The following is a 24,021-nucleotide window of genomic DNA, read 5'->3' on the forward strand; positions in this document are numbered from 1 at the left end:
GCAGCAAAGCGGAGGATGGCGCAGGCGCGCGTTTCTTGGTTTCGCGAGGAATGGGCTTCGCCCAGGGGAAGAAACGCGCGACGCGCCATTGCGGCATAGGCGGTCGAGGCTTCAGCCGCCCTTCGGCCAGATCAGCCCGTTCGAGAGGTAGTTGGTGCTCTGTGAAAAAGAAGGAGGGGGGCAATGGCAGCGCTGGCCATCAAGAGATAAAGCAAATTGGTGTCCGAGATGTCCGCCGACGACAGCGTGGATCGACCTGAATGAAAGCTTGAGCCCACATCCGGTGCCAGCCGCATACGGTGGCGTATCGCGAAGACCTCATTGGGGTCGGAAGCGGACGGACAGGTTTCGGAAACGCGTTGCGAAAAGCCGCCATGGCCATGCTCGGGCAACACGGAATGTGCGGATAAGGTGGAAGGTCAGTGTGAAAAGCAAATTTGACAGTGAGAACCTTTCCCGTTTGATGATGGTCGTCCTCACTCCCGTGTTGAACCGGGGATGAGTAAAGGCTGTGACGGTAGTTAGAGAATCGGCTGGCCTTCAGAGGAAGGACACATCAGGAAAAATGCGTACGATCAGCTTGTTCATGTGGGGATATCAGTCGCATTTCCGCGGAACGATTCAGTATCTAGCCCAACGTGTTCTCGAGTTGATCGGTGTAGATGCGGAGCCGGAGGTGTTTCTCGTCGGGCTCGCCCGACCGGAGCACAATCCGAGGCACTCTGTCTGCCTGGAGCCCGAAGATGGGCGATGGTCGCTTTCGACCTTCTCGGCATTGCCAGCACGCGTGGATGAAGCGATCGCGGTGCACCCCATGCAGCAGCACTACTACGGGGACGAGGTGTCGATGCGGGAAAAACCGGAGAACATTAGACGCCTCGTTATCCGTGAAGAGGTCACCCGCCAGCTCGGTGTGAACGACCGTGCGGCACGCTTACGAAGTTACTGCAGCAACGCTTATCCCGTAGACGATTATTACATTGTATGCGTCATACAGGTAGCAGAGCATCTCTTCCGTCAATTTCCTGCAATCTCGTACCGTTGGCAGAATGAGGATTTTGAGACCAGTTTTCTCGATCAATGCCTGAAGGCCGTACTCGATGAGGCGCATGTGGCACTATCGCGCCCCGATCCCGGTAGACATCTCTCCGATCAAGGCATGCGAACGCCAGCCGAAGTCGTGGCCAGCGCGGCTAGAAGCTTCATGCGTGTGCCGTTCATCGGAAATTTCAATACCTCAGATCTTTTCGAGAATTTCAACAGGCTCTCACAGCTGATGTACGAAGGGCGGCTCGGCACGGGCCGGATCGTGCTCGCGGCCGCGGAAGACGCGAATGTACAATATGTCCTGCGACTGGCCAGCCCAGTATCACTCAGGCAAACGCGCTGGGCTCGGAAACTCCTGCAGATGGCGACCAAGGACACCGCGTTGATCGCTGGCTACGATTCGATCTACGGTCTTGGTCGTGTCTCGGATGTGAGCGTTCCACCATACAGTGTGGACTTTCTCGGCCATCATCAGTGGCAGTTCAGACGCGGAGACCAAATTCTGATGCGCGCGCAGTTCGGCGAGGCCCGTCTCCCGGAGGAACCGATTAGTACCGAGCGATTCGTGGATAATATGAGTCGTACCTTTGCAGGCATTTCCGAAGACGCAGTGGGCCGGTTCCGGATTGTTCTCGATTTACTGGTGCAGCTGCCAAGAGGCAGCATGCTCGTCATAGCGAAGGACGCAGCAGCCGAAGCAATTAGGCTCAAGCACCAAGGCACAGCGATTGAGCCAACGCCCTTGTCCAAGGAACTGCTCGAGCGGGCCACGAGTATCGATGGCACTATTCTCGCCGATCCGAACGGCGTGTGCCATGCCATAGGTGTAATTCTCGATGGCGCTGCCAACGACGAGTGCACTCCCTCTCGGGGCGCTCGGTATAATTCAGCCGTTCGGTACGTGCTCGAAGATACGGCGGAGAGAATGGCTTTCGTTGTATCAGAAGATCGGACGCTCGACGTCATTCCGCTGTTACGTCCAAGAGTGAGCCGCAACGCCATCGACCAAGCGGTCAAGTCGATTTCGACAGCGACCATTGACAACTACCATAAGGTTCGATCCTGGCTCGACGAACACCGCTTCTACTTGAACACAGAGCAATGCAAAATCGTCAATGAGTCGCTCGATCGCATACAGCACACACCATTGGAGGTCGGGCGCATCATGTTACAAACGGCGCGATTTGAGCCCCACGCCGCCATGAACGACAGCTATCTCAAAGATTGACGCGAGAAGTATGCGAAGCTCAGAGCCTCGCCCTCAGGCTGGCGTGATCTTCTTTCGGTTCGCGCCGGCACCGATCCAGAGATTAAGGCTCAAGGGAATGCGATTTTCCACGGATTGCGAATGATGCTCTGTGCTCTCTCTCACCAGTTTCCAAGGTTCGTTGAACAGTTCCTCGATCAAGGGCGTGGCTTGCGCCGTCGTTTCCGCGAAGAAACCGTCACCGATCTCCTGATGGGCGCGCTCATCACGGCGGCTGGCGGTCGTCTAATCGTCGAATTCCCAGATGAGCCTGTCACGGGTGCCGACATGGAATGGAACTTCGTCGACCGGCGCACGTCGACCTTCTTCCGTCTATTGCTCCAGGCCAAGCAGGCCTACGGCGACGGGTCGGTGTGGACGCGGCATTGCTATCGCGAGCTGCTACACACGTCCGGTTCGGGATCAAAGTTACAGGCGGAGACATTGTGCGACAGCGCCCGCCGTTCCGGTTTTGCGACATACCCACTATATATATTCTATCACGCAGCAAGTACTTGTGAGTTGGCGCGCCGTTCCGGCAATCCTTTGATATCCGGGATAAACATCGCCGATGGCTTCCTAGTGGAGCGGCTCGTCAAAGACGCAAGCACACGCGCACTCCGCACTAGCAACAAGAGCTTGCGACTCATTGCACCTATGCTATCCTCGCTCTCTGTGCTTTTCTGTCCGCCCACTCTGGAGCAATTGTCGCCATTCGCGCTTGCGCCCGGTGCGGTCTCGTTACCACTATATCTCGGCATCTCAGCGGGGCGCCGCATTGTCGGCTTTCCGACGCCGCCCACCCCGGTAGAGGTGCGAGCCCGAATACTCGATCTCAGGGCCGCTGCATCTTCGAAAAGTAGGGATGTGGCCGGACAGACGGACACGCTGCCCGACGTTCCCGACGTGTCGGATGGTATACCCGACGACGTGCAAGCCGTGCTGAATCGAAGAGAGGAAGGCATGGCCTCAGCGCCTGGGCTTAACCGGTGGCGCCTAACATTTGTGTCGAACAGTCGCGCGTCGAGCGGCGATGACTAGGAAGGCGTGAGAGACATGCTCGATGACGACCTACGCCACCGTGTCCGTCGTCTGATAGCGGGCGATCGTCGTGTGGCTGACCTGGACCGTCTGTTCCTCGGACTCAGATCGCGTGCTGGCACTCAAGCCTGCTTTCGCGAAATCGGGGATTTTGTCGCCCATCGCGACACGCGTGAAAAAGGACTCGTCACTCAGGTCGGACGAGACGTCTTCACCAGCGTGGACGTCTGGAGCCTAAAGTTGCGCGGTCGCGATCCCACTTGGGACGACATCGCCCGAGCCGCCCACGCCAATCTCCGGCTGGCGTCTGACGACCAGTTGTGGGAGGGGTGCGGTTGTCAGCGACCATCCGCTAAGCAGCGGCTGAAACGGGCTCTGGAGAAGGTTGAGACGGGAAGGCGGCCGACTGAGAAGGAAATCCAGGCGCTCGACTTCCTCGGTAATCGGTTCATCTGGAAGCCGGCCTTTACTGCAGAGCAGCTCGCAGCCGAGGTCAAAGAGGTGTTGATACGGACCGGCATTGCTGCATCAGCAGCCGCAGAATTATCTGAGGAGACGCAAGACTTCCTCGCTCTTTATGCGCTCTCGATAATGCATGGCTCAACCATCGCCCTAGAGAACGGACATCGGGGACGCCTCTTTGCGGGGTTCGCCAATCGGAACCGGCAACTCGAAGTAAAGATTGAGATCATCTTTAACGAGCTCACGAAGCCGTTGATGGCGCCAATCTGCCTGTTTTTGACCGACCTCTACCCTGAGGCGCACTGTGCGCCCACGCTGCTTGAGCCCCCTGATCCTATTCTTCCTACGCATTGGAACTTCCCCATTGAACTCGGCCTGGACGGCAAGCTGGATCGAGCCGGCTGATCTGCAATGATCGGGTGGGGCGCAGCTCCTGTCACAGCAGGCCTAGCCGCACTTCGGCCCAAGTTCCCGCTGCGTCTCGGGAAAAGGTTACGCGAGATGCACTTGGATACGATTTTGGGCCGCAGGTCCACGATTACTGGAGATCCAGGGTGCATACGAGCCACGAGGCCGATCCTATTTCGGGGTGTCTGATTGGACCTTTTGCGCAAGACCCTCAGTAGCTGACGGAGACATAACCGAGCAGCCCACGGCAGCTCACACAGTGATCCCGAAAAGAGTTATCTTCGGCTATCCTGCTGTGGGCGTCAGTTGCGCCCAACTGTTGGCTTGGAAGATTGCGGCGAAAAGCCCGCTTGGTGGAGGCTCAGTTCCAACGATGACCATCAAAAAACCCGCCAGATCGTGGCGCGACTTGGCAAACATGTCATGCATGCTCGCCCGATCAACCGGCGATGGCGTGGGTACCGGTTCAGGGTGCGTGTGCCAGTCTCCCAGATAATGCAAGCCTTGCTGATGCAGTCGCCGAATTTCCGCCCGATCGGCCCATTTGTTGGGAATAAACGAAAAGCGCGATCGACGGTCGATCGCGCGGGGACCCGTCGCCACCTCCACAACGATGCGTTGTCCCTCGAAACGGGCGAAAAGTTGCCCGCCGGCTTCGCGATCAAGGCGCCCGACCTGCCGATAGGTGGCAAAATGGTCCAGCACGGAAGGTGCAAGGATAAGCTCCTGCTTGCCCGACGCAGCCAAATATCTCATTACGCCGCCGCCTGGGCCATCTTGCGGCAGACCGGGCAATCCGCCGCCGCTGGCCATTGGCGCTCGCGGATCATCCCACCGGCCCCGGGATCACCCATAAGCTTCAGCCAGCCGGGATCAACCTGGCCGCCTTGAGCAGCCCAGTTGGCAGTCTGGCCGACCCAGATCTTGTGGTGCGGCATGCCTGGCTGATCAATCAGGCAGCGGATCGTCTCCCCACTGAGAAGCGCATGGGCCCAGGCGAGCTCGGCGGGACCGTAGGGCGTGAATGCGCCACCACAAGCCGGTACGGCCAAAAGGCCGTCCTCCGGCCAGCGCGTGACCGCGACATCGGGAGTGCCGGTGTCCGACATACCGCAGCGGAAACATCCGCCCTGCCCTGGAATAAAGACGGCATGCGCCGCCGCCGCATTGGGCTCAAGCCATCCGTATAGAATCGGCGGCAGCCCTTGGCTCTGCTGCAGATGGTTGAGCAGACTGTCGACCTGCCAGACACCCGTGGTGGCGACAATCAGGTCGGCAGCCTGCAGGCGTTCAACATCGATCGCCGCCACGACCTCCGCACTGGCCTCCACCGCCAGAAGATGTGGCAGGTTCGCGCTCAAGTAACCCGCCAGTTGCACACTCTTAAACGCACCGACGGACTGGGCGCCCAGGACATGGCGGGCGATGTTCTCCCATTCAAGGACCTCGCCGTCGATCAGATGAAGGCTGCCGATCCCTGCCTTGGCGATAAGTTCCGTCAAGGTGCTGCCCAGAGAGCCGCTTCCGACAATGACAACATGCTTGCCCTTGAGCAGCGTTTGGCGGCCGTCATGGTCGCGACCGTGGATCCAGTCGTGGTCGACACGCTGGACCTGAAAGCGCCTGACCTTGCTCACGGGTGCCAAGCCGCGTTGGAGCGCGAACTTCAATGGCAATCGACCCGGCCGGAACCCCCGATTAATCGGATCGTGCTTGCGGCCAAGGCCATCCTGCTTGGGTGGCAACGTCAGCTTGACACTGCCAAAGCCAATGCCGGTCTCCGTCCTTGCACCGAGCAGCACCTCATCAATGGTCCCATCAACAATGGCTTTGCCCAGCAGGTCCAGGGCTGCCGCGTCGCCGGCAACGAGGCGACGGATATCGGCACCGTTCTTCGGGAAATCCACAGGCAGCGGGACAGTTGGCAACCACAACAAAAGAGCCTTGGAGACGTCATACTTATCGGCTTTGGCGGACGAACCAAACCTATGACCGAGCCATCGCCGAAGCGCGGCCTCGCTATCGGCGATGATATGGTCTTTTTGGCCTTTCCATACGTAGACGGCGCGATGATCTCCTTGAGCCTCGACAAGGCTCAGCACACGCGGCGCGGCTTCCACACTGCGGTTCCAGTACGATACGAATTCGGCACGAAAATCGGCGGCGGTATTCCCGGCGATGTTCTGCTCGATCATAGCAACGCCATCTTGCAGCAAGGCATGGACCACGGCAACCGGCCGTTCGGTGCTGAACGAGGCTTGTGAGGGATAGACGCAAAGCAGTCCGGTGTCCTCCAGATGCGGCCAGGTCAAAACGCCTGGCCCATCAAGGACAAACAAACGCGCCGCCGCGAATGGAAACGCTGCCGGGACCAACACCGCCAGGGTCAAAACCCGGCCGTCACTGAAGGAAACCGGGAATTTCCAGCCTGCATCTGCAACCAAGGACTTGTTAGCCGCGAGCTCCTCCGGGGCCATCCTCGTGGCGCTATAAGCGTCGAAATACGTATTGAGCGCTAGAAGCGCCTGGTCATGCAACTCCGCCAGCAGCGGGCGGGATTCAGCCATACCTGCCGCCACCGCGTTTATCGACCGCTTCCCTGCCGGCATCGGCGTAGTCACCGCGCAGGATCGCCGCGGAGGTCACAATCGCATCGGCCTTCTTGGTCGCACCGCGATCGGTGAAAAACTCCGTCTTGAAAACCTTGTCCCATGCCTTGCGGGCGTAAGCTTGGCTGCAGTCGGCATCATCGAGCACGTCCAGCTCGTCGATCGCCCATGCGAGCTTCTCCCGCAGCAGCTTAGCACGGCTATCATCCGGACCGTGGGTGAGCTTGACGCCGAAAACGACTGGATGATCGATCTCGAGGCTGCCTTCGAGCCGCGAATGGATGTCTTCCATTGTCCTTCGCAGCGATACGTCGTCATGCCCGGCATTCTCTGAAAAGCGCTCGGTGACGAGCTTGGTGATCATGAAACCGGTGGCAATCTGGCTACGCCAGGATTCTCGGCTGCGGGCAAAGGCCTTCATCAGCTTGACCACCCGTCGCATCTGGCCGCCATTGATTTGATCGGGGCTCTGCGCCTTGTTTTGGTCCTTGAACCAGTCGGTGACCGCCATCGGGTCCGATTTCTTCCAGTCCGTGCTTGCGAGCTCGTAAACGTATTTCTGGTTCTCCACGACGCGCCGATAGACAGGCACGTCAACGTGGTAACCCATGTCGTAGTAGATCCGCACGCAGTTCTTCAGCACCTCCGGGGGCGTCTTGAACTTGTCGTCATGGACGGCCTTACGGACCATTTCCTTGGCGTCGGCCGCTGTCTTGTCGCCACCACGCGGACCAATCAGCTTGTCCTTGTCGAAATAGACCCCATCATCGATGTCATAGTCGAGCTCAGCATGCTGGGTCATGGTGCGCATGGCGTAGGAGCCCTGCGTCCGGCATCCGATCGGCGACGGCTCCTCATCTCGCTTCAGGCCTTCTTTCAACCGCTTGCGGTTGGTGTTGCGACGATCGCGCATTGTATCGCGCTCGGCCTTGGGCAATTGAACCTTATCGTTGTGAAACGCCGTTATATCGTCGTGGCAATCAAACATCTTTCCCTCGCTTGGCTTTGCTTTCCGGCGCTTCGCGCAGGAGTCCGTCGATTGCTCGACCTATTTCAGATTTGTCGTCGCCACAGGCGCTTAGCGCTTCATAAGCGTCGGTCTGGCCCTGCTGGACCAGCGCGTCCATCGATGCTTTGGACGTTTCATCCAGATCCAGATGGTTCAGCATCGCCCCGGCGATGTCGCCATGCGGGAAACGGAAGACGGAAAGATGGCGGCCTGTATGCTTGCCCATCATGCGGGCTATATGATCGAACGCATATTGTTGCGCACTGATGCTGACTGCGGCCGCATCGGCGCCAAAGCGCCATTGCTTGTAGCCACGGTCGACCAGCGCCGGCGTAATCTGGTCCCCCGAAGGTGGTGGGCACGTTCCCAGGCAAAAGATTTCAATGGCATCACCTGGTTCGGTGAGTTCGAGGGCGTCGGTCAGACCGACCAGGATCGGATTGTTGGCCCAGAGTCCGCCATCGACGAAGGCATGCCCGCCCTGCATTTTGGGATTGGGCAACCACGCCACCGACCGGAACACCGGCGCAGCCGTGGTAGCCATGCAGACGTCGACAAGCGTGTAGTCGTCGTCGCGATGCTTGCTGTTCTCAAGGTGCGGGGTCTTGAAGACCCATGATCGGTGTCGTGACATTTCAACCGCCGGCACGGCCAGACCTACGCCACGATCGTTCCAGATATCGATCAACTTCGTTGTTTTCAGTTCTGCCGTGAGCGCAGCCTTGAGGGCCGCGGCCCCTGCCCGGTTAAGTGCAGGACGCCTGCTGAACTGCAAAAGAATCTTGGTAAGGGACGACGGCACTTTCTCGGGGAAGATCTTCGGCCCCTGATTGCGATAGAGATCGATCACCTTGCTCATGCGGACATCGGCGGCCAAGGCACAGGCAAGGATCGCGCCCGTGCTGGTGCCGCAGATAAGCTGGAATGCTTTGCCAAGGTCAATATGCGTGACCTTGCGCGTGGCAGAATACCTGGTCAGCAACGCGTCCAGATAGGACGCGCTGTAAATACCGCGCATGCCGCCCCCCTCAATACAGAGGACGCGGAAAGGAGGCTTGCGGGCCTGTTCTGATGCGGGCGTTGTTTTACGCGCCAAAGAATCAATCTCCCTTAGGAACCGGCAATGTTACCGCATCTTTGCACGGCCAACCAAGCATGTTCTTTGTTTGTTCAGAGAATAATATGACCTAAAACCTTCCCGCCGATGAAACCTGCTCGACCCCTGCGCGCGGCTGGCGGTTGAGCCGGATCGGCCTCGCAAATCGATCGGCTCCGAGGACACATTCACAGCCGACATCGTCGATCTCGATGCATCAATCGCCGAACTCAAGCCGCTGGTCGCCAAGGTCTGGGGATACTGTGAAGGGAAAGGCATCCGGGGAAGGACCGTCACGCTGAAGGTCAAATTCGCCGACTTCCAGCAGATCACGCGCAGCCGCACGGTGGCGGTGCCGATTGAACTCCCAGATTTCGAGGGGCTCGCAACCGATCTCCTGAGGTCGGTATTTCCGCCGCGGAAAGGTATCCGCCTGTTGGGCATCACACTCTCGTCGCGGGCGATGTGTCGCCGCCGGATCAACGTCAATTGCGGTTCGAACTGTAGCGCTGCCTCGGGCCGGGGCGCAAAGGACCACCGGCCGCAACTTGTCCGGATCATCGCTCGTGTGGATCGATCTCGCGGACGATCTGGGCGACCTCTCCTTCATACTCGTCGGCCCGCACGACCGAAAGTGTTCCGTCGCCGGCGCGGAAAATGACGATACTGACCATCAGGCTGGTGGCGAGGCTGAAGGCGAAGGCGTTGGCTTCCACGAGGGACATTTTTCCGGCTCCTGTTCTGGAAGCGGGGAGCGATCCCCGCGTGACAGGCGCCCGATGTGTCCGGCCGAGGGCCGCAATCACCGTGAAGGCAAGGCCGAAACGGCGGCACGCTTTGCGTAGTCCGACCCTTTATGGGTTGATGGCATCAGGCCCTCGGATCGGACCAAGGAATTGCGCCGACAAACGCGGCGATCGGTTCCCTGTCCTCCATTCCGGGACGGGATGGGATGTGAATCTCGTGGTCCTCCGCCTTGCCTTCATAGACGCCAAATCGGCAGGAGCGTTCGTCCGATCCAAGCGCCAAGAGCGACGGAAATCACGGCGAATGACTTGAGGCGAGTGGAACTGGTGGCCCCGTCACGCGGCGCCAAACTTCATCACCGGGATGCCGAGCCTGCGGGCCTTGTCGGCGAGATTGTCCTGAATGCCAGAGCCGGGGAAATGAATGACGCCGATCGGCAAGGTGGCGAGCATGGCGTCGTTGCGCTTGAAGGGCGCGGCCTTGGCATGCCTGGTCCAGTCCGGCCTGAAGGCAATCTGTGGCACCTTGCGACTGTGAGCCCATTTGGCCGCGATCAACTCTGCACCTTTTGGCGATCCGCCGTGTAGCAGGACCATGTCCGGATGCTTGCCATGGACCTGGTCCAGCTTGACCCAGATCAGCAGATGATCGTTGAAATCGAGGCCGCCGGTGAAGGCGACTTTCGGTCCCGGCGGCAACAGCAGCTGGCTATCTGCATGCTTCCTCGCGGCAACGAAGTCCCGGCTGTCGATCATTGCCGCGGTCAGGTTGCGATGGTTGACGAGAGAGCCCGAACGCGGGCGCCAGATCGAGTGGGTGTGACGCTCGTAATGCTCGGCGGCCTGGTCACGCATCAATTCGAAGGCGTTGCGGCGTTCGAGCAGCGTCTGACCTTGGGCGATGAGGCGCTCTAGTTCGACCGACTTGACCTCGGATCCATCCTGTTCGCGCTGCAGCCGCTGCTGGCCAACTTCGTTTTCATCGAGCTCGCGTTCGATCCGCTTGGTCGCGCGATGGAACAGATTGACTGTACCCCACAGCAGCTCCTCGAGGTCGGGCTCAAGGCGTGTGTCGGCCATCGCTACCATGAGAGCGTCGAAGATGTCGGCGATGCTGGCTGCCACGACCCGGCCTTCGGGAAGCGGGCGCGGATCGGGTTCATCTTCGAAGGGACGGTAGCCGTAGAGCTGAAGCTCCTGCAGGACGTGGTCGATGGGTGATGATGCGGGTTGCGGCTCGAAGTCGGTATCGTGCTCGGTGCTCATGGCGGCTCGCCTTCGTGGGACCGGCCGCGCCCATCGCGGCCTTCATGGCGACGAAGGCGATGGACGATCCGGACTTGCACCCGAAGCGCCAGCGCAGGGCCGGAACGGGAGTGAAGGATGGCGAAGCCCGGCTATTTTGGTTCGCGATGGAAAGGCCCGAAGACGGGGTCCCGCGCGGCTCGCCGCACGGGGTGGCAAGGGCCGCCGGAAAATAGCCGGGCGCAGCCATTGCCTGTCCGGACCGGCCGGTGCCCGATCGCCCTCTAGAAGGCCGTGGGCCGGCCCTCATCCCAGCGAAGGTTCACCTGCGACCCGAGCCACGCATCGCTGGCGCGCCCCCATCTTCCCCTTTCCGGTCAGGCCGCCAGCTTCATGAAGCGTTCGACATCCTGCGGCGCGATCTGGACACGCAGGATCGCCCTCAGGGCATCGGTACCGAGCAGACGCAGATCTTCGTTGAAATCGCCGAGCCGCGGTGTGAGCACCATCGCCTCGATTCCAGCCGCGCTGGTGCGTTCAATGAGGGTTGCCACTGCTGCGTCGCCTGCCGGATCATTGTCGCGGGCAATGTAGAGTCGCCGCACTGTGTCAGGGAACAGGATTGCGGACAGATGCGCCGCCGACAGCGCTGCGATCGTTGGCATGGTGGGCAGGACAGAGCGTTGCGACAGCATGGTCTCGATGCCTTCTCCGGCGGCCATGACGTCGTGGCAGCAGCCGAAGCGGACAGCGTGACCGAGCAGGTCGCCCATGGCTCGTCTTGGCGTGTCGACCGGAGCGCGGCCGAGATGGGCCTCGGTGAATCCGCCCGGATCGAGCCAGGTGCGGTGGGCGCCGGTGAGCTTGCCTCTGAGGTCGGTGACCATCGCGATCATTGCCGGCCATGTTTCGGTCGGGCCGCTCTCTGGACGGTAATAGCAGCACGGATGAAACCGAAGGCCGCCGGTTTCATGCAAGGCAGTAATCGCGCGTCCGCGCAGATACGTCTCCACAAGCGTTCCTGGTATCGGCTGCGACATGGAGACCAGCCGCCGCGCCGCTTCGGGAGAGCCGCCGGCAGCGGGAACGGCTTGCTCCCAACGGTCCTTTGGTTCGTTCGTCGTCAGGGGCATCGACAGAAAGCTGCGCGCCTCGTCGCAGACGTCCTTGAAATCGACAAGGCCAAGCGATTCCCGAATGACGTCCAGCAGGTCGCCGTGCTCCCCGGTGGCGGCGTCGGTCCATTTCCCGGCGGCGCCCTTGCCGGAATCCGATCCCTTGAGACGGACAAACATCGAGCGCCCCGGCGCATTGCGGGCGTCGCCAACCAGCCAGTAGCGGCCCTGGCGGCGACCATTGGAAAGGTAGCGGCGGCAAACCGCCTCCGCCCGTTGGGCGAGACGGCTTGCCAGTTCGGATGCATCGCGAGGCGGCATCAGCTGGCCTCCCTCTCGCTGATGCGCTGTATCGGATGACGCGCGATGACCTTGGCGAGCACCGTAGGCCCGCTTGCGTCCGCGGGCACGAACATGCGCAGCTTCCAGGATATGATCTCGTGGAAAAGTCCGTAGGCCGCGAGCCGCTCGCGCATGGTATCGGTGAAGCCGGACAGCTCAATGCGATTGGCGCCCATGACGCGGACGCGGCGCAGATGAAGTCCCTCGGCAAGGTCCAGCATCGTGCTCCCATCCGCAAGGGCGTTGAAGGCATCTGATGCTTTGATCGCGCTGACACCGGTTGCGAGCGCGCCGGCGGCCCAGGCTGCCGAAACCCTGCGTCCGATGATGCGCTCCCCATCATCAGTCTGGAGCCGATAGACCCGACTCGACTCGTTTGGAAGTCGCTTCCAGATCGGCAGCAGCAGCCCCGCGACGATGTGGATGGTCGAGTCCGAGAAAGCCGGGACGCCCGCGACCTCGGCACGCCAGGCGGCGGTGAAGGTCTCGCGATCAGCCTGCTGCCAATGACTGTCCTCCATCATACGCAGGGAGGCATGGTGTTGTTCCATCGGCCGGATCAGCCTGACACGCCGTTCGATTTCGCCATCATCGAGCATGAACGATGGCGCGGGGACCTGCACGGCAGCACGCCCTGAGCGTTCGTTGACCAGCAGGATGGTGCGCTGGTCGTCGAGCTGGGCGACAGCTTGCTCGACGGGCAGAGGTCGGTTGCGCTGGCGCTGATCGATGGTGAGGAGCTGCGTGTCGGCGCCGGTGCCCGGATGGGTGTAGATCGCCCGCCGGTCGGTGACGACGAAGCTCTCTGCTCGCAGCGTTTCGAGTCCAAGATCATAAATCCCAGCCGCGATGGCGCCTTCCACCCTAGCGGTGAGCAACTGCTCGAAAGCCGCGAACAGGATGTCCTGCAGGTCGATGGTGAGCGCCAGCAGCCTATTGAGGAAAGTGGTGATCGGCGGCAGCTCGTCCTTGATGCCGTTCTCGTCCGTCAACGTCAGCCCCGTGGTCTGCTCGAACAGCGCGAGTGAGCAGCCCTCGACTTTGCCGCGGACGATCAGCAGGTAGAGCTGGCGCAGCGCATCGCGCGCATAATGCGATTCCAGATTGTCCTCCGGGCGGAACAGGCCCTGCCCGCCAGTCCGGCGCTGGCCTCGCGTAATTGCGCCCAGCGTATCGAGACGCCGCGCAATCGTGGAGAGAAAGCGTTTCTCGGCTTTCACGTCGGTGGCGATCGGCCGAAAAAGCGGTGGCTGCGCCTGGTTGGTCCGATGCGTACGGCCAAGGCCCTGAATGGCGGTATCGGCTTTCCAGCCAGGCTCGAGAAGGTAGTGGACGCGCAGGCGCGTGTTCCGCGCAGAAAGCTCCGCATGGTAGCTGCGGCCTGTCCCACCGGCATCGCTGAACACCAGGATGCGCTTGACGTCATCCATGAAGGCCTGCGTCTCGGCGAGATTGGCCGAGGCCGCGCGGCCCTCGACCATCAAGCGTTCGCCCTTCCTGACGATGCGTCGCGACCGACCCGTCACCTCCGCGACCATGCCGGTGCCGAAGCGCTGGACGATCTGGTCGAGCGCGCCAGGAACCGGTGGCAAGCTCGCCAGCTTCTCGATCAGGGCCGTGCGGCGCGCGACCGCCTCGCGGCTTTCAACGGGTTGGCCGTCGCGAAACACCGGCCTCGACGACAGGTTCCCTTCCGAATCCGTGAAGGGTTCGTAGAGTTGAACTGGAAAGGAATGCTCGAGGTAGTCGAGCACATATTCGCGTGGCGTGATGTCGACGCGGACGTCGTTCCATTCCTGCATCGGCACCTCCGCCAGCCTGCGTTCCATCAGCGCCTCGCCGGTGGAGACGATCTGAACCACGGTCGAATGCCCGGACTGGAGATCCTGCTCGATCGAGCGGATCAGCGTCGGCGTCTTCATCGACGTCAGCAGGTGACCGAAGAAGCGCTGCTTGGCGCCTTCGAAGGCCGAGCGCGCGGCGGACTTGGCCTGGCGGTTCAACGTGCCGCCGTCGCCGGTGATGTTGGCGGCCCGCATGGCCGCGTCGAGATGGTTGTGAATGACGGCAAAGGCGCCGGCATAGGCATCGTAGATGCGCCGTTGCTCAGGCGTCAGTTCATGCTCGACCAGTTCGTACTCGACGCCGTCGAAGGAGAGCGAGCGCGCCGTGTAGAGGCCAAGCGCACGAAGGTCCCGGGCGAGCACCTCCATCGCCGCCACGCCACCCGCCTCGATCGCCTCGACGAACTCCGCGCGGGTCGAGAACGGGAAGTCCTCGCCGCCCCAGAGGCCAAGCCTCTGGGCGTAGGCCAGATTGGCGACGGTGGTCGCGCCAGTGGCGGAGACATAGACGACACGGGCGCCGGGCAGAGCATGTTGCAGGCGCAAGCCGGCGCGCCCTTGCTGTGAGGGCGCGACATCGCCACGCTCTCCCTTGCCGCCGCCGGCATTCTGCATGGCGTGCGCCTCGTCGAATATGAGCACCCCGTCGAAATCCGAGCCCAACCATTCGACGATCTGCCTGACGCGCGAAACCTTCTCGCCGCGGTCGTCGGAGCGTAGCGTGGCATAGGTTGTAAACAGGATGCCTTCCAGCAACGTGACAGGCCGCCCTTGCGGGAAGCGCGACAGCGGCGTGACCAGCAGACGCTCCATGCCGAGCGCGGCCCAGTCGCGCTGCGCGTCCTCGAGCAGTTTGTCTGATTTCGAGATCCACACAGCCTTGCGCCGGCCTTGCAGCCAGTTGTCGAGCACGATGCTCGCCGACTGCCGGCCCTTGCCTACGCCGGTTCCGTCACCGATGAAGAAGCCACGCCGGAAGCGCATGGCTGCCGGCGCGTCATCTGGTGCTGCGGTGACAAGATCGAGCGTGTGGTCGACTAACCACGATCCGGCGAGAAACCCGCTATGTGCCTCGCCGGCCAGGATCACCGTTTCAAGCTGGGCGTCGGAGAGCGACGTCAGGATGTCTTCGGGCAGGGTCGGGCGATAAGTAGGCTTTGGCGGCGCGACAGACGCCATCGCCGCGGACTGGACCAGCCTGGTCGGGTGCGCCTGTGAGCCGGGAATACGGATCGTCTGCAATCCATAATCCTCGTAGATCGCGTCGGTCAGCCGTGCTCCCTCGGCGGGCGTCCAATCGACCGTCTCGTATGACAGTTCAACGCCGACCGGCTGGGACAACTGCCGGTAAACTGGGCCTGTAACAGTGCGGGCGAGATAGCCGCGGACCGTCGGTGGAGTGGCGGGTACGACCTTGGCCGCTTCGGCGACCGGCAGCCGGGCCGGAACGTGCTCCTCGATCCAACTGAGCAAGGTGGCGACATCCGACGCAACGCCGAGTGCATTCCGGATGAGGGACGTATCACCAGCAGGCGTCTTGTCGATGACCGTCAGTCGGGTCTCGATCGTCGTGCCATGCTTGGCATAGACGGCGCCGCTGATCGTGGCGGTGAAAACGACACGACCATGCTCCTGGAGGCGCACGAAGGCATCGCGCCACGCCGGCATCTCAGGTCCGAAACTCGCACCGGTGATGGTGACCAGCCGGCCGCCGTCGGCAAGTCGAGCGAGGGCTGAGGCGACATGGCGATAGGCCGCATCCGCGACGCGACCACGCACATTGGCGAGGACCGAGAACGGCGGATTCATCAGCACGACGGTGGGCAAGCTGGCGGGATCGAGATGATCGTCGATTTGGGCAGCGTCGAACCGCGTAACCGCAAGGGCCGGGAAGAGATTGGACAGGAGACCCGCACGGGTCTCTGCAAGCTCGTTCAGGACAAGCGAGCCGCCTGCGATCTCGGCGAGTATGGCAAGCAGCCCGGTGCCGGCGGAAGGTTCAAGCACTCGGTCGGACGCCGTTATGGCGGCCGCGGAGACGGCCGCGAGGCCCAACGGGATAGGTGTCGAGAATTGCTGCAGCGCCTGAGTTTCCTCGGAGCGGCGGGTATGCGTGGGCAGAAGGTCCGCAATCCGGCTGAAAAGCGGCAAGGCGGAAGCCACGGAGCCGGCCTTGCGCAGAAGCGACCTGCCATATTTGCGAAGGAACAGGAGGGTGGCGGCCTCGCAGGCATCATAGGCCGTCTTCCAGCCCCAGGCGCCGCTTGTGTCGGACGCCCCGAACGAGGCTTCCATGGCGGCTCGGAGGACGACGGCATCGACGCGCCGGCCGGATTCGAGGTGGGGGAGCAGACGCAGGGCTGCCGCGTAGACTGGTGCGGCTGGATCGATAGGCCCAGCAGCGGAAGAGACCGGATTGCCGGTTAATGTCGGAGGCAAGAAGTTCATCGGAGATCCTCTGGAGAGCGAGACCGCGGAAAAGCCCATCGGCGCTCTCTCTACCGCACGGGCTCAACCCGTTCCGGCCGAACACTCACTCTCACCACCGTACGCAAAAACGCCCGGCACTCTTGCGAGAGCCGGGCGTTAGCGGCGGAAGGAAAACGGCCTATTCGGCGGCGTCTAGCTGTTTTTCTTCCTGGTCGACCAAAGCGGCATCGTTGTCACTTGCCAGGAATTCAGGCAGAGCTTCATCTTCGTCGCCAGCGGCAAGCCGCAGAGGCTCGGGCAGCCAGCCACTATCGGCCAGCAGGCGTTCGGCTTCCTTGGCCATGTCGCCCTTCTTGAGGTGGTCAATGAGCTGGGAGGCGCGCTCGCCAGCACCCTCGCGAACGGCTTCGAGGATACGCGCCTTGGTGACGCGGCCGAGATAATTGCCGACAGTGGGGCGCCATCCGGCGGCGATCATGTCGAGCCCAACTGCCCGCGCAAGGCGATCGGCATCCGCAAGGCGCTGCTGGACGCCGTGCGTTGAGATGGCGCCGTTACCGTAGCGATCGGCCCTTTCGTAAAGGGCGTTGACGCCGAGGGATGCGCAATGGGCGAACAGCTCAGTTTGCTCGGTACCCGTCAGTGCAGAGAGCGCGCCCCATAGGTTGGCGACGTCCGTTGGAAGACGTTTTTCCCAGACCTCGTGGCGGGCCTGGATCGAGCGCGCATACGCCGTATCGCGAAGCCCTTCGGACTGGACCGGAAACACCGTGCCACGGACAAAGACTTCCATCGCCACGCCTTGCGCGCTGTAGCGAGAGAAAGCGTCACGGACGAATTTGTGAAGCACGGCCAGAAAAGCGGTTGCGGGATCGTTTGCGAGCTTGTCGCGCAGAGCCAGCGTGCGATCCGCGGTCAGTTCCATGATCAACCGATCCGGCAATGGCTTGATGCCATCCTCCTCATCATCGTCCGGGTCGACCGGCTGGCCACCGATCGTGATGACGGCCCGCTGATTAGAGCCTTTGGCCGAAACGCCGGAGCCGTCGATGCCTGGATCGTTGTCGCCCTCGGGCGTCAAGGGCGCCTCATCCTCCGGCTTTACATAGCCGCGCTCGACAAGAAGTGCTCCGTCCGTATCGACGCTGACGAAGACACCTGCACGCGCAATTTCAGCGGGATCGAAAAGGACGGGGCGCGCCTCGAGCGATTTGATTGCGGTTTCGATCTCGCCAAACCGCTGGTCGACGTCTTCCGGCAACTCGTCGGCCTCCGCGTACTGCGACTGAAGCCTGTCGAACTCGTCACGCAGCGCACCGAGCGTTGCCTGCTCTTCGCTGGTGAGGTCGATCGGAGTGCCCTTGAGGTCACGCAAGCCATTTGCCGCGCCATAGGGAAAGCTCAATGCGACTTCGATCCACTTCCAGCCTTCGCTGGCGATTTCGTCGGCCGTCATCTGCAGCTTCTCGGTGACCAGCCGTTCAAGCAGCGGGACGTCCTGCAGCCAGCCGCCATCGTCCGACTGGAACAGATCGCGCAGCACTTCGCCGCCTGCCGCCTCATAGCGATCCAGACCGACGAACACGGCCCGCTTGTCGGAGGCACGCACTGTGTTCTCGGTCAGAATGCGCCGGATCTGGTATGGCTCCTTCGACCAACTGTTCTTGATCGCGTCCCAGACCTGCTCCTGTCGGGCGTGGTCGTTGCTGACGGAGAATGCTTCGAGTTGAGCGATCGACATGCCGTCATCGGCGTAAATCTCAAGAAGCGCCGGCGACACTGCGGTGAGCTTGAGACGCTGCTTCACCAAGCTGGTCGAGATGAAGAACGCGGCTGCGATCTCCTCCTCCGACATGCCTTTGTCGAGCATCTCCTTGAACGCGCGATATTGGTCCAAGGGATGGAGCGGTGCGTGTTCGACGTTTTCGGCCAGCGAGATCTCTTCGGCGAGGATTGGCCCAAACGGATCGCCCACGACACAGGGAACAGATGCGGTCTTCGCAAACCGCTTCTGCTTCACAAGCATCTCGAGCGCGCGGTAGCGGCGTCCCCCGGCGGGGACCTCGAACATCCCGGTCTCCTCGCCGCCAGCATCGAGCACGGGACGAACATGAATGCTCTGGATAAGACCGCGCCGGACGATCGAAGCCGCCAAGTCCTCAATAGATACGCCGGCCTTGATCTGTCTGACGTTGGTTTGAGCAAGCACCAGCTTGTTGAAAGGAATGTCGCGCGAAGGCGACAGGGTGATCTTCTGAACGGCGGTGGCCATCAGGGTTTCTCCGCGACGGGCGCCGAGAGCCTCTCTCTCGGCCTTGAACCCGTCACGAAATTCCTCCAACCCTCTCCCTCTCCTGCCAGCACGAGCCGGCACGCCGTTGATCGACAGCCGAGCCGGCACGGCGCGCACGATTGGAAAGTTTTATGACCGTGAACGCGGTTTCCGCATGAACCGATAATGAGAGGCGATGGATGAAACGCGGCTAGCGCTTGATACCTATGCCGATCGGCAGGCCGCCGCGTGCAATCCCGAGGCGGAACCCTGTGAATTCAAGGCAGCCGATCCGTGATCGACGGGACCGCGCTTGCGCGGGCCCGTTCAACGAAGGTTATGCCGCCCTTCTATCATTGCCTGCGCCCAACTCGATGGACGCTTCGACCTCTTGCGGCAGGTGGCCAAGAAGCCACTCCGCCGCCTTGCTGGCTTGGCTGGCGGCACGAACGATGGCACGATTGTCCTCGCGCAGAACCTCCAGCCATGAGCCGATATAGTCCGCATGCCGAACCGTGGGCACGATGCCCAAGGCTGCGCAGCAGAAGGCCGCGTTGATCTCTGCCACGAGCTCCTCGAACGCATATTTTCTGGAGGTGGTCGAGCCTGAGAATTTGCGATCCAGGCGTGAACTGTGCCCGGTGGCATGTCCGAGCTCATGCAAGGCTGTCCGATGCCAATTGATCGGCTCGAAGAAAGCTTGGGGCGGAGGCACCTGGATATAATCGTGGGCAGGCATATAGAACGCCCTGTCGCCGCCAATACGGAAGTCGATGCCGGTGGCCTTGATCAGCGCCTCGACCCGCGGTTCGATCGGACTTGCCACCGGCAGCGGAGCCGAAGTCGCGACTTCGTCAGGTAGCCCTTCACATTGCTCGATATTGAAAACAGTGAAGCGCTTGAGGAACGGTATGGCTTGAGCATCCTCGCCCGTCTCGCGAGCGCGCTTCCTCTCGTGATCCGGGACAAAACGATCGGCATAGACGACAGTTGTCCCGTGCTCGCCTCTGCGGACGTTCCCGCCGAGCGCGAACGCCTGTCGATAGGTTATCCAATTCTGTGTTGGGAACCCGCGTTCGACGACGGCACCCCAGAGGATAAGTACGTTGATCCCGCTGTAAAGGCGGTGCGTGCTGGCATTCCGCGGCAGGGAAAGCGACGCTTTTGCCGCGGACGTCCCCCAGGGCTGAACCCAAGGAAAACGACCCGCTTCTAGCTCGGCAATTATCTTGCCGGTGATCTCGTCGTAGAGGTTCGACCGGTCGGCGAGGGCATGCGTACGATTGGTCCGGACAGACATCGCGGTTCTCCGCGACGGGCGCCGAAGGCCTCTCCTTCCGCTTTCAACCCGTCGCGAAAAACCCGTCCCGTCCTCTACCTTTCCGTCGGGAGAGCCCTGCTCTCCCGACCAAATGAAAAACGGCGTACAAAGCGGAAGCACCGAAATGTCCGTCATTGCGACCAAGTCAGTTCGGTGCTGGAGCAGGTTCGTGGCCCTGAGACCGGTTCAACAGGGCGGCCGAAGGAGCATCAGCATAGCGCCGCCGCCAGGCGGGATGCGGGACCGACCGCCCCCGGCGAAGGGCGCCGGATCGAAAACGATCGGTGTCGGTGCCGACCTTCGCTGTGCTTCCGACGGTCAATTTCCAGTACGCCCAATTGGCAATCAATCAGCAAAGCCATCCCATTTATACGCCCTGACCGCAATTCACCGCACCGTTTGGTCGGATCCCTTCCGGCTGTGGCTGATACGCTCCAGATCTTGATCTCTGAATGGAAGCCCGCGCACAAGGACGGGCGCATGCGGCAGCGAGATCATGAAAAGCGATAGCCTTTCCTATGCTCCTCGGGGTCTCTCACGCGAAGAAGCCGCCCGATATGTTGGCGTAGGCATAACCAAATTCGACCAGATGGTTGCTGACCGCCGCATGCCGAAGCCGAAGAAAGTTGACGGCCGCGTGATTTGGGATCGCCTTAAACTCGAAGCGGCGTTTGCCGAACTACCTGGAGACGATGATGAGAATATCGTCGACTTCCTGTTGCAAGGGAATCACCGCAGGGAATAGATTCATTCTGCCATGACCGACAAATATCCCGGCCTGTCCTCCTACACTGATCGCCATGGAAAACTTCGCTGGCGCTATCGGACGAAGGAGCGTGTTGTCAGTCTGCCGGCGCCAAACCAACCCGGTTTCAAGGAGGCCTACCAAGCAGCGGTCGAGGGCCGGAAAGTCCCTAAGGCCCCTGTCGTCCAAATGCCCGGAACTGCTCTGCCCGGCACATTTGGAGCGGCCTTTCAGCGGCTGAAGATCTCGGTCAAGTGGCTGGCGCTTGACGAAGCCAGCAAACGCAAGAACACGAGGCTGATCGAAGAATTTCTGGAACTCCGGGTGGTCGCAGATCATCCGCTCATCTGGCGGAACGTAGCGGTTAAGAACCTTCGACGCATCCATGTTGAAGAGCTTCTTGGACGCTTCATCGCCACGCCCCACAAGGCCAAGCACCTTTTGGTGGGCATACGCAAGCTGGTCTATGTCGCACTGCGGCAAGACTGGATCGAAATCGACCCCACCGCGGCGGTCGAGTGGCGGCCTGCCTATGCCGGATGGAAAGCATGGTCACGCGAGGCGATGGCGCAATTCGAAAACCGTTGGCCGCGCGGGACGGCGGCACGCACCTGTTACGGTTTGGCGCTTTGGCTCGGCAACCGCCGCGGCGACGTCGCAGGCTTGCGCTGGGACCAGAGGGTCACCCGCCGTGTCTTCATCGATGGCGTCGAGCGTCACTTCGACGGGTTTGATATCGTCCAGGCCAAGAACAAGGGACGAACCGGCGGCAAGCGACTTTTCGTGCCGATCACGCCGATGCTGTGCGAGATCCTGGATGCGGCTGACAGGCGCGGCGAGAACGTCTTGGTCAACGGCTATGGTGAGCCGTTCTCCGACAAGTCGCTGACTGGAATGATGGCGCATTGGTGCAAGCTTGCCGGTCTTCCGAGGGGCCTAACCCTGCATGGTTTGAGGAAATCGCTCGGTGTTTATCTGGCCGAGGCCGAGGCCTCCACCAGGCAGATGATGGACGTCCTCGGTCACGACGATATCGATCATGCGGAGCTCTATTCGCGCGAGGCATCGCAGGTACGGCTCGCGGTCCAGGGGATGGATCGAGTCGTGCGGCTGGTCACGCGCAAGCCGATGCTTGGCGAACCTGTTGGCGAACCTCGTGGCGAACCACCCTATAAGCCATTGACAAATAACGATAATGGTGGGCCCGGAGGGACTCGAACCCCCAACCAAGCGGTTATGAGCCGCCGGCTCTAACCATTGAGCTACAGGCCCCACGCGGGCTGGCTTAGTGTTTTTCGCTCGTCTGCACAAGGCTTTCAAAGGTTCTGGCGGGAACCGTCAAAATCAGCCCATATTCGCTGCGTAGAGCGGCTTGCGCCCATAAGGCGCGTGAACAGGTCCAGGCCCATGCACCGCATCGCAGGGAATCGGCGCCTTTGCGGGGTCGAGTGAGATGCGGCGCGGGTGCTGCGGACTGCAGACTTCGAGGAGTTTTCATGACCAGACATCTTTTGCCCATCGCGCTCGCTGCCGCGGTCGCGTTCCCGGCGCTTGCACGCGCCGCCGACACCCAGCCCCCGCCCCGCATCATCGTGTCCGGCGAAGGCGAAGCGACCGTGGCGCCCGACATGGCGATTCTTTCGCTCAGCGTCATGCGCGAGGCCAAGAGCGCGCGCGAAGCGCTCGACGCCAACAACGACGCTATGGCGGCAGTGATCGCGGCGATGAAATCCGCAGGCATCGCCGACCGCGACCTGCAGACCGCCGGCATCCAGATCAACCCGCGCTACAATTACACCAACAAGGCCGACGGCAGCCAGGAAGCCGAGCTCGTCGCCTATCAGGTAACCAACACGCTGTCGGTGCGCGTGCGCAATGTCGACAAGACGGGCGAGATCCTCGACAAGGCGGTGTCGCTCGGCGTCAATCAAGGTGGCGGCATCACCTTCACCAATGACGATCCGAAGGCGACGATCACCGAGGCGCGCAAGAAGGCCGTCGCCGACGCGATGGCCAAGGCAAAGACGCTCGCTGAAGCTGCCGGCGTCAGCCTGGGCAAGGTGCTCGAGATCACCGACCAGAATGTCGCGCCGGTGCCGATGCCGATGGCGGCCAAGTCGTTCGATGCGGCCCGTTCGGCCGTGCCGGTGCAAGCCGGCGAGAATTCCTACAACGTCCAGGTCGCGGTCACCTTCGAGCTGAAGTGACATCCGGCCGGCGTCGCAAGGCATGCCGTTAATAAAAAGCCCCGGAGGATCGATCCTCCGGGGCTTTTTGGAGCCGCGCCTCATTTGAGGGGCTCCGCTAAGAGGCGATCCTCGCAGAGGATCGTCCTTCCAGCTCATCGATGCTTTGGGATTGATCTTCGCAGAAGATCATATCCAGCGGCAATCCTCTTTGAGGATCAGCTCCAGTCTCAGCGATAGATGATCGGGCAGCCGCGCTCGTTGGCGAACACCACCACGACACGGTCGCCATACTGGCGGCCGGCCACCTTCACGGTACGGCGGCTCATGTCGACGATGCGCGCGCGATCCAGACCCATGCGCTCGGCCTTGTCGAGGGCGCGTTCCGGCGAGCAGCCGCGCCAGTCGCGGTCGCGGTTACGGCGCCAGTCACGGCGATAGCCGTCGTCGTCGCCGGTGTAGATGCCGAAACGCGGGTCGTGCCTGTCCCCGAAACCGAGATAGAGGCTGTCCGCATGCGCCGGGATGGCGGCCAAAGTGCCAAGCCCGACAAGGGCCGAAAGGGCTGCCATCTTGATCGTGTTGAACATCGTCTTCTCTCCTTGTTGTGGGCTGTCGCCCGTAGAACCAATGATGGGAAAATGCCTTTTTGTGTCTGAACTTTCCGCGAACCGGCCGTTCATGCTCGGTTCATATAAGCGCGAACCCGCCAGGGTTCGTCGCTCGTATAAGCGCGAACCCGCCAGGGTTCGTCGCCCGTCTAAGCGCGAACCCGCCAGGGTTCGTCGCCCGTCTAAGCGCGAACCCGCCAGGGTTCGTCGCCCGTCTAAGCGCGAACCCGCCAGGGTTCGTCGCTC

Annotated in this window: 17 protein-coding genes, 1 tRNA gene and 2 pseudogenes; 7 read left to right on the top strand and 13 right to left on the bottom strand. The window is 61.5% G+C overall.

The genetic code is table 11. The features are described 5' to 3' along the window. Nucleotides 1–565: 565 nt before the first annotated feature. The 3 genes from AC0YKC_RS28770 (at nt 566) to AC0YKC_RS28780 (ending at nt 4,201) form a co-directional block, all read left to right on the top strand. Nucleotides 566–2,275, top strand: a complete 1,710-nt coding sequence (locus AC0YKC_RS28770) for an anti-phage protein (protein WP_488513524.1) — start codon at nt 566–568, stop codon at nt 2,273–2,275. Nucleotides 2,276–2,395: 120 nt separating this feature from the next. Beyond that, nucleotides 2,396–3,334 (top strand): DUF6615 family protein, encoded by a 939-nt coding sequence (locus tag AC0YKC_RS28775; RefSeq protein WP_488513525.1) that lies wholly within the window; start codon nt 2,396–2,398, stop codon nt 3,332–3,334. A gap of 15 nt (nt 3,335–3,349) precedes the next feature. Beyond that, entirely contained in the window at nt 3,350–4,201 is an 852-nt protein-coding gene (locus AC0YKC_RS28780) for a hypothetical protein (protein WP_488513526.1), read from the top strand. Between the two features lie 288 nt (nt 4,202–4,489). Here AC0YKC_RS28780 and AC0YKC_RS28785 read toward each other — a convergent pair whose 3' ends face one another. The 4 genes from AC0YKC_RS28785 to AC0YKC_RS28800 are packed head-to-tail and all read right to left on the bottom strand — an operon-like array spanning nt 4,490 to nt 8,918. Next, a complete protein-coding gene (locus AC0YKC_RS28785) occupies nt 4,490–4,960 on the bottom strand; it encodes a Mov34/MPN/PAD-1 family protein (RefSeq protein ID WP_488513527.1) in 471 nt (156 codons plus the stop codon). After that, nucleotides 4,960–6,771 carry a ThiF family adenylyltransferase gene (locus tag AC0YKC_RS28790; protein WP_488513528.1) on the bottom strand — a complete coding sequence of 604 codons (1,812 nt, stop codon included), beginning with the start codon at nt 6,769–6,771 and terminating at the stop codon, nt 4,960–4,962. The genes AC0YKC_RS28785 and AC0YKC_RS28790 overlap by 1 nt, the downstream gene beginning before the upstream one ends. After that, a complete protein-coding gene (locus tag AC0YKC_RS28795) occupies nt 6,764–7,750 on the bottom strand; it encodes a cyclic GMP-AMP synthase DncV-like nucleotidyltransferase (protein ID WP_488513529.1) in 987 nt (328 codons plus the stop codon). The genes AC0YKC_RS28790 and AC0YKC_RS28795 overlap by 8 nt, the downstream gene beginning before the upstream one ends. A 43-nt stretch (nt 7,751–7,793) precedes the next feature. Further along, nucleotides 7,794–8,918 (bottom strand): patatin-like phospholipase family protein, encoded by a 1,125-nt coding sequence (locus AC0YKC_RS28800; RefSeq protein WP_488513530.1) that lies wholly within the window; start codon nt 8,916–8,918, stop codon nt 7,794–7,796. A 220-nt stretch (nt 8,919–9,138) separates the two neighbouring features. Between AC0YKC_RS28800 and AC0YKC_RS28805 the strand changes: the two are divergent. After that, nucleotides 9,139–9,315, top strand: a pseudogene (locus AC0YKC_RS28805) (DinB/UmuC family translesion DNA polymerase); the annotation flags it as partial. A 160-nt stretch (nt 9,316–9,475) separates the two neighbouring features. Here AC0YKC_RS28805 and AC0YKC_RS28810 read toward each other — a convergent pair. From AC0YKC_RS28810 to AC0YKC_RS28835, 6 genes are all read right to left on the bottom strand, one after another. Further along, nucleotides 9,476–9,643, bottom strand: a complete 168-nt coding sequence (locus AC0YKC_RS28810) for a hypothetical protein (protein ID WP_488513531.1) — start codon at nt 9,641–9,643, stop codon at nt 9,476–9,478. Between the two features lie 357 nt (nt 9,644–10,000). Continuing rightward, complete coding sequence (locus AC0YKC_RS28815) at nt 10,001–10,930, bottom strand: DUF2493 domain-containing protein (RefSeq protein WP_488513532.1); 930 nt, start codon at nt 10,928–10,930, stop codon at nt 10,001–10,003. A 356-nt stretch (nt 10,931–11,286) separates the two neighbouring features. Then, complete coding sequence (locus tag AC0YKC_RS28820; RefSeq protein WP_488513533.1) at nt 11,287–12,345, bottom strand: DUF7146 domain-containing protein; 1,059 nt, start codon at nt 12,343–12,345, stop codon at nt 11,287–11,289. Further along, entirely contained in the window at nt 12,345–16,658 is a 4,314-nt protein-coding gene (locus AC0YKC_RS28825) for a strawberry notch-like NTP hydrolase domain-containing protein (RefSeq protein ID WP_488513534.1), read from the bottom strand. The genes AC0YKC_RS28820 and AC0YKC_RS28825 overlap by 1 nt, the downstream gene beginning before the upstream one ends. Nucleotides 16,659–16,818: 160 nt before the next feature. Beyond that, nucleotides 16,819–18,912: a ParB/RepB/Spo0J family partition protein gene (locus AC0YKC_RS28830; RefSeq protein WP_488513535.1), complete on the bottom strand. Its 2,094-nt coding sequence runs from the start codon at nt 18,910–18,912 to the stop codon at nt 16,819–16,821. Nucleotides 18,913–19,249: 337 nt separating this feature from the next. Next, the gene (locus AC0YKC_RS28835; protein WP_488513536.1) at nt 19,250–20,212 is read right to left on the bottom strand and encodes an ArdC family protein; all 963 of its coding nucleotides are present in this window, start codon (nt 20,210–20,212) and stop codon (nt 19,250–19,252) included. Between the two features lie 517 nt (nt 20,213–20,729). Here AC0YKC_RS28835 and AC0YKC_RS28840 point away from each other — a divergent pair. Further along, the gene (locus AC0YKC_RS28840) at nt 20,730–20,978 is read left to right on the top strand and encodes a hypothetical protein (RefSeq protein ID WP_488513537.1); all 249 of its coding nucleotides are present in this window, start codon (nt 20,730–20,732) and stop codon (nt 20,976–20,978) included. Here the strand turns inward: AC0YKC_RS28840 and AC0YKC_RS28845 are convergent. Further along, nucleotides 20,913–21,461, bottom strand: a complete 549-nt coding sequence (locus AC0YKC_RS28845) for a hypothetical protein (protein WP_488513571.1) — start codon at nt 21,459–21,461, stop codon at nt 20,913–20,915. The two genes, AC0YKC_RS28840 and AC0YKC_RS28845, sit on opposite strands and share 66 nt — an antisense overlap. An 81-nt stretch (nt 21,462–21,542) precedes the next feature. On the opposite strand from AC0YKC_RS28845, the pseudogene AC0YKC_RS28850 reads away from it, so the two are divergent. After that, a pseudogene (locus AC0YKC_RS28850) lies at nt 21,543–21,983 on the top strand (tyrosine-type recombinase/integrase); the annotation flags it as partial. Between the two features lie 191 nt (nt 21,984–22,174). On the opposite strand, the gene AC0YKC_RS28855 reads toward AC0YKC_RS28850, so the two are convergent. Next, nucleotides 22,175–22,250, bottom strand: a tRNA-Ile gene (locus AC0YKC_RS28855). A 224-nt stretch (nt 22,251–22,474) separates the two neighbouring features. Here AC0YKC_RS28855 and AC0YKC_RS28860 point away from each other — a divergent pair. Next, nucleotides 22,475–23,185 carry an SIMPL domain-containing protein gene (locus AC0YKC_RS28860; protein WP_488513538.1) on the top strand — a complete coding sequence of 237 codons (711 nt, stop codon included), beginning with the start codon at nt 22,475–22,477 and terminating at the stop codon, nt 23,183–23,185. Between the two features lie 209 nt (nt 23,186–23,394). Here AC0YKC_RS28860 and AC0YKC_RS28865 read toward each other — a convergent pair whose 3' ends face one another. Further along, a complete protein-coding gene (locus AC0YKC_RS28865) occupies nt 23,395–23,754 on the bottom strand; it encodes a hypothetical protein (protein ID WP_488513539.1) in 360 nt (119 codons plus the stop codon). Nucleotides 23,755–24,021 lie beyond the last annotated feature (267 nt).

It is taken from the genome of Mesorhizobium sp. CNPSo 4661 (genome assembly GCF_057784215.1).

Bases quoted from the DNA above. Each gene is read 5' to 3' on its own strand.
- AC0YKC_RS28770 (WP_488513524.1), top strand. From the start codon at position 566: ATGCGTACGATCAGCTTGTTCATGTGGGGATATCAGTCGCATTTCCGC.
- AC0YKC_RS28775 (WP_488513525.1), top strand. From the start codon at position 2,396: ATGATGCTCTGTGCTCTCTCTCACCAGTTTCCAAGGTTCGTTGAACAG.
- AC0YKC_RS28780 (WP_488513526.1), top strand. From the start codon at position 3,350: ATGCTCGATGACGACCTACGCCACCGTGTCCGTCGTCTGATAGCGGGC.
- AC0YKC_RS28785 (WP_488513527.1), bottom strand. From the start codon at position 4,960: ATGAGATATTTGGCTGCGTCGGGCAAGCAGGAGCTTATCCTTGCACCT.
- AC0YKC_RS28790 (WP_488513528.1), bottom strand. From the start codon at position 6,771: ATGGCTGAATCCCGCCCGCTGCTGGCGGAGTTGCATGACCAGGCGCTT.
- AC0YKC_RS28810 (WP_488513531.1), bottom strand. From the start codon at position 9,643: ATGTCCCTCGTGGAAGCCAACGCCTTCGCCTTCAGCCTCGCCACCAGC.
- AC0YKC_RS28815 (WP_488513532.1), bottom strand. From the start codon at position 10,930: ATGAGCACCGAGCACGATACCGACTTCGAGCCGCAACCCGCATCATCA.
- AC0YKC_RS28820 (WP_488513533.1), bottom strand. From the start codon at position 12,345: ATGCCGCCTCGCGATGCATCCGAACTGGCAAGCCGTCTCGCCCAACGG.
- AC0YKC_RS28825 (WP_488513534.1), bottom strand. From the start codon at position 16,658: ATGAACTTCTTGCCTCCGACATTAACCGGCAATCCGGTCTCTTCCGCT.
- AC0YKC_RS28830 (WP_488513535.1), bottom strand. From the start codon at position 18,912: ATGGCCACCGCCGTTCAGAAGATCACCCTGTCGCCTTCGCGCGACATT.
- AC0YKC_RS28835 (WP_488513536.1), bottom strand. From the start codon at position 20,212: ATGTCTGTCCGGACCAATCGTACGCATGCCCTCGCCGACCGGTCGAAC.
- AC0YKC_RS28840 (WP_488513537.1), top strand. From the start codon at position 20,730: ATGAAAAGCGATAGCCTTTCCTATGCTCCTCGGGGTCTCTCACGCGAA.
- AC0YKC_RS28860 (WP_488513538.1), top strand. From the start codon at position 22,475: ATGACCAGACATCTTTTGCCCATCGCGCTCGCTGCCGCGGTCGCGTTC.
- AC0YKC_RS28865 (WP_488513539.1), bottom strand. From the start codon at position 23,754: ATGTTCAACACGATCAAGATGGCAGCCCTTTCGGCCCTTGTCGGGCTT.